Annotated in this window: 4 protein-coding genes and 1 pseudogene; 1 reads left to right on the top strand and 4 read right to left on the bottom strand. The window is 70.0% G+C overall.

Annotated features, from left to right (window positions below; genetic code table 11):
* Window positions 1–629 (bottom strand): peptidyl-tRNA hydrolase (locus tag IJH84_RS11995; protein ID WP_295144116.1); only part of this gene is annotated, 629 nt, incomplete at its 3' end.
* Between the two features lie 108 nt (window positions 630–737).
* Window positions 738–1,211 carry an SRPBCC family protein gene (locus tag IJH84_RS11990; protein WP_295144114.1) on the bottom strand — a complete coding sequence of 158 codons (474 nt, stop codon included), beginning with the start codon at window positions 1,209–1,211 and terminating at the stop codon, window positions 738–740.
* 173 nt (window positions 1,212–1,384) lie between these two features.
* Here IJH84_RS11990 and IJH84_RS29270 point away from each other — a divergent pair.
* Window positions 1,385–1,570: pseudogene (locus tag IJH84_RS29270) on the top strand (cytochrome P450); the annotation flags it as partial.
* A gap of 209 nt (window positions 1,571–1,779) precedes the next feature.
* On the opposite strand, the gene serB reads toward IJH84_RS29270, so the two are convergent.
* Both serB and ctaD read right to left on the bottom strand, forming a co-directional pair.
* Window positions 1,780–3,015 (bottom strand): phosphoserine phosphatase SerB, encoded by a 1,236-nt coding sequence (gene serB / locus IJH84_RS11985; protein WP_295144112.1) that lies wholly within the window; start codon window positions 3,013–3,015, stop codon window positions 1,780–1,782.
* Window positions 3,016–3,160: 145 nt separating this feature from the next.
* Window positions 3,161–4,939: a cytochrome c oxidase subunit I gene (gene ctaD / locus IJH84_RS11980; RefSeq protein WP_295144109.1), complete on the bottom strand. Its 1,779-nt coding sequence runs from the start codon at window positions 4,937–4,939 to the stop codon at window positions 3,161–3,163.
* Window positions 4,940–5,236 lie beyond the last annotated feature (297 nt).

Here is a 5,236-nt window from a genome sequence, read left to right as displayed (position 1 = left end):
GCCCCGGGATCGCCGCCGGGGTCCAAGCGCGCCCACGTCCGGGCGTCGGCGGTGCGCACGGCGCACGGCAGCCCGGCGGCGAACCAGGACTCGAGTTCCTCGTCCCGCCCGGAACCGTGCAGCAACGCGGCCAGGAACATCGTCGCGTGCCCCACCTGCGCAGCAGCTTTGCCCGCGCTCATCGGGACTTCCGGGTTCAGCCACAGCACCGGCGCACCGGCGGGCGGCGGCCCCGGCTCATCCACCTCCAGCTCGCTACCGGAGATCTGCAGCCGGGTGAGTTCCTTCGGCATGTCCGCGACCCGCGTCGGCAGGAACGCGCGCACCTCGGCACCGCCGACCTCGAAGGTGCGGCCCGGCAGCTCCTGCACCGCGGCCCAATGCGAACCGCGAGCTCGCCGCGCCACCTTGCGGATGCGCCCGGAGATCCAGCGGTGCACCGGCTCGTGCCACTCCCCGCCCGTCTTCGAGCGCTCGTCCAGGCACACGCCGAGCGCGGCCGCGGCCGCGGCTTCCAGCAGCGCCGTGCGCGGCGGCGGATCGTTGCGCTCGATCCGCAGCACCATCGGCATCAGCACGACCTGCTCGGGATCTTCGTCCGAGGTGTCGGCGGTCGACTCGGTCGGCATCGCCAGCCACGAGGCGTACCTGGTCAGCAGCGGATCGAACACAGCGGCGTCGAGCACGTCCCCGATTGTCCGCTGCGCACGGGACGGCCGGGGCCGGGGGCACCGGACTCAGCGCTCGGCGGCCGCTTTCAGGCCGCGGAGGGTTTCGCGCATGCCCTCGCGGAAGGACTCGGCGAACTTCTCGCGACCGCCCGCGATCCCGTACATCGGCCGCATCAGCCAATGCCGCGTCGCGGACGTGTCCCGCTGTTCGGTCACGACAGTGCCCGCGCCGTCCGTGCTGAGCACGTAGCGCCACAGCGTGTTGTGCAAACCGGTGCGGAACGAGAACTCCTGCGCGGGCTCGGCCCGTTCCACGACGTTCGGCATCGGCACGGTCAGCGGTCCGAGGCGGTTGAAACCGGTGAACCGGGCGCCGGGGACCGCGCGTCGTTCCGCACCGCGCCAGGCGCAGCGGCGCAGGTTCGGGCTCCACTCCGGCATCCGCGTGACGTCCGCGAGCAGCGCCCACACCAAGTCGGGTGCGGCCTCGATCCGGATCGATTCCTCGTCCACGGTTCCTCCCAAGCGCTGATTCGCCACCACCTGATCTCCTCAACGAAGCCACCCGGTCGCCGGTTGCGCATGCGGCGGATGCAGCAGCGGCACTGCTGGCGCGGCCGCAGGTGCGGGAGCGGATCACCGCGGGCGAAGTGAGCTGGACCGCCGTCGTCGAGGAATCGCTGCGCTGGCAGCCACCGCTGGCCAACCTGCCGATGCGCTTCGCCACCGAGGACATCGACCTGCCCGGCGGCGGCACGATCGCCCCAGGTGAACCGATCATGGCCGGTTTGCTGGCAGCGAACCGGCACCCGGACCACCACACCGATGCCGACGAATTCGACCCCGGCAGACAACCCGACGCGCACCTCGCGTTCGGGCACGGGCCGCACTACTGCCTCGGTGCCCCGCTGGCGCGGCTCGAAGCGGAAGTCGCGCTACCGGCGATCTTCGCGCGGTTCCCGGACATCACCGGCACGGCGAAACCCGCCCGGCCGGCGATTCGTTCATCTCGAACGGCCACCGCACGCTGCCCGCGATCCTGCGGCCGTGAGCCGCGCCTTCCGCTGGAGGCGGATTGCGCGGAGCCGGCCCGGTACGCCCGAGGTGCTCACGCCTCCAGCGGAACGCGGCGCAGCACACCGTCCTCGGCGTCGGCGACCTCCACCTCGGCGCGCGTCACGCCCAGCACGAACAGCACCGCGTCCAGGAACGGGTGCGACAGCGCGGTGTCGGCCACCTCGCGCAGCGCCGGTTTCGCGTTGAACGCCACGCCGAGCCCGGCCGCGGAGAGCATGTCGATGTCGTTCGCACCGTCCCCGACCGCCACGCACTGCCCGTTCGGCACTCCGAACTCGTCGGCGAACCGCTGCAACGCGCGGGCCTTGCCCGGCCGGTCCACGATCTCGCCGAGCACCCGGCCGGTGAGCTTGCCGTCCACGACCTCCAGCTCGTTCGCCGCGCTGAAGTCCAGCCCCAGCTCGTCCACCAGGTGATCGACGATCTGGCTGAACCCGCCGGAGACGACGCCGGTGTGGAAACCCAGCCTGCGCAGCGTGCGCACCGTCGTGCGGGCACCGGGAGTGAGCTCCAGCTCGGCGGCCACCTCGTCCAGCACCGAGGCGGGCAGCCCCGCCAGCACCTTGCAGCGCTCCCGCAGCGACTCGGCGAAGTCCAGCTCGCCGCGCATCGCGCGCTCGGTGACCTCGCGGACGGCTTGCTCGCAGCCGGCCTTCGCGGCCAGCATCTCGATGACTTCGCCCTGGATCAGCGTGGAATCCACGTCGAACACGACCAGCCGCTTGGCGCGGCGGGTCAGCCCGGCGCGTTCCACCGCCACATCGACGCCGAGGCCTGCGGAGAGGTCGCCCATCGCGGTGGTCAGCGCCGCACCGGTCTGCTCGCTCAGGTCCGGCGCGGTGACCTGCAACTCCAGCCCCGTCACCGGGTAGTCCGCGACCCGCCGGATGCCGTCGATGTTCACGCCCAGCTCGGCGAGCCTGCGGGAGACCTCGGTGAAGCTGCGCGCCGAAACCGGATGCCCGAGCACGACCACGACGTGCGTGGACTCCAGCTTCGCCGGATCGCCGTCGCGCGCGCCGATCTCCACGTCGACGCTCATGCCGACGGTGGCCATCGCCTGCTCCACGGCCTCCTGCAGGTGCTCGGGGTCGCGCTCGGTGGAGACCAGCACCCCGAGCACGAGCCTGCCGCGGATCACGACCTGCTCGACGTCGACGATGTCCACCCCGTGCGCGGTGAGGGCGGCGAACAGCACGGACGTGACGCCCGGCTTGTCCTTCCCGGTCACTGTGATCAACACGGTGGTGGGGTTCGGCGTGCTCACGGCTGCCGGCACTCCTTTCCGGTGGGAACACGAGAAACCCCGGCGAGCCTCAGCGGCCCGCCGGGGTTTCGTCAGCTGAGCCAGTCCGACCCTTGCACAGGTGTGCGGTCCGGGACTAGCGCGCACATCACGTTGCTTTTTCGCGCTACTTCTCCCTGGAGTCGCGGTCGCCGCCCTGCTCCGGCGGGACGATGGCCTGCGCGGCCTTCTCCGTCGGGGCCGCCGCGTGCGACAGCGGTTTGCCGGTGAGGCCCACGTGGCCCTCCAGCCGCATCCGCTCCGCGACGTGCGGGTAGTGCAGCTCGAACGCCGGGCGCTCGGACCGGATCCGGGGCAGTTCGGTGAAGTTGTGCCGCGGCGGCGGGCACGAGGTGGCCCACTCCAGCGAGTTGCCGTAACCCCACGGGTCGTCGACCGAGACGATCTCGCCGTAGCGGTAGCTCTTGAACACGTTCCACAGGAACGGAAGCATCGAGGCGCCGAGGATGAACGCGCCCACCGTGGAGAGCATGTTCAGCCCGGTGAACCCGTCGGATTCCAGGTAGTCCGCGTAGCGCCGGACCATGCCCTCGTTGCCCAGCCAGTGCTGCACCAGGAACGTGGTGTGGAAGCCGATGAAGGTGAGCCAGAAGTGCAGCTTGCCCAGCCGCTCGTCCATCATCCGGCCGGTCATCTTCGGGAACCAGAAGTAGATCCCGGCGAAGGTCGCGAACACGATCGTGCCGTAGAGCACGTAGTGGAAGTGCGCCACCACGAAGTAGGTGTCCGAGACGTGGAAGTCCAGCGGCGGCGCGGCCAGCAGCACACCGGTCAGGCCGCCGAACAGGAACGTCACCAGGAAGCCGATGCTGAAGATCATCGGTGATTCGAAGGTCAACTGGCCGCGCCACATGGTGCCGATCCAGTTGAAGAACTTCATGCCGGTCGGGATGGCGATCAGGAACGTGGTGAACGAGAAGAACGGCAGCAGCACCGCGCCGGTCGCGTACATGTGGTGCGCCCACACCACCACCGACAGCGCCGCGATGCCCAGCGTCGCGTACACCAGGCCGTTGTAGCCGAACAGCGGCTTGCGGCTGAACACCGGGAAGATCTCCGAGACGATGCCGAAGAACGGCAGCGCCACGATGTAGACCTCGGGGTGCCCGAAGAACCAGAACAGGTGCTGGTACAGGATCGTCCCGCCGTTGGCCGGGTCGAACACGTGCGCACCCAGGTGCCGGTCGGCCATCAGGCCCATCAGCGCCGCGGTCAGGATCGGGAACGCCAGCAGGATCAGGATGCTGGTCACCAGGATGTTCCAGGTGAAGATCGGCATCCGGAACATGGTCATGCCGGGCGCGCGCAGGCACACCACCGTGGTGACCATGTTGACGCCGCCGAGAATGGTGCCCAGCCCGGAGACCACCAGCCCGGCGATCCAGAAGTCGGCACCGTGGCCCGGCGAGTGCATCGCGTCGGACAGCGGCGTGTAGGCGAACCAGCCGAAGTCGGCCGCACCGCCGGGCAGCAGGAAGCCGCTGACGACCATCAGCCCACCGAACAGGTAAAGCCAGTAGGAGAAGGCGTTCAGCCGCGGGAACGCCACGTCCGGCGAGCCGATCTGCAGCGGCAGGATCACGTTCGCGAAGCCGAACAGGATCGGCGTCGCGTACAGCAGCAGCATGATCGTGCCGTGCATCGTGAACAGCTGGTTGTACTGCTCCTGGGACAGGAACTGCAGCCCCGGCGTGGCCAGCTCCCCGCGGATCAGCATCGCCATCAGCCCGCCCACGATGAAGAAGGCGATCGAGGTGACGAGGTAGAGGATGCCGATCTGCTTGTGGTCGGTGGTGCGGAGCATCCGCGCCAGGAACGACCCCTTGACCGTTTTGCGCACCGGATAGGGGCGCGTGGCTATCGGCTCTGGCGCGACGGCCGTCACGGTGCCTCCTGCACAGTTCCTCGTGATTGCGCGGACCCGCCTGCGGGACCGCCCGACCCGGTCGGGTCGGCGCATCGTCGGCGGCGCGCCGGGTGACGACCTCGCGGCCTGCGCCCGGAACGATCGCTGCCGTCTGCGGATAGTAGTCCGGCCTTCGGGTGGTCCTGCGGCCGGGCCGTAGCCACCCTAGTCATCGCCGCGGGCATGGTCATCGGCGTGAGATCGAACCGACACCCACACCCGCGGTGGACGCCCGGCCCCCGCGGCGGTCGATAGCCTGGCGGTGGACAAGGCCCG

The organism is Saccharopolyspora sp. (genome assembly GCF_017434145.1).
Classification (GTDB): Bacteria; Actinomycetota; Actinomycetes; order Mycobacteriales; family Pseudonocardiaceae; genus Saccharopolyspora_C; species Saccharopolyspora_C galaxeae.
This window is presented reverse-complemented; position numbering and strand designations above follow the sequence as displayed.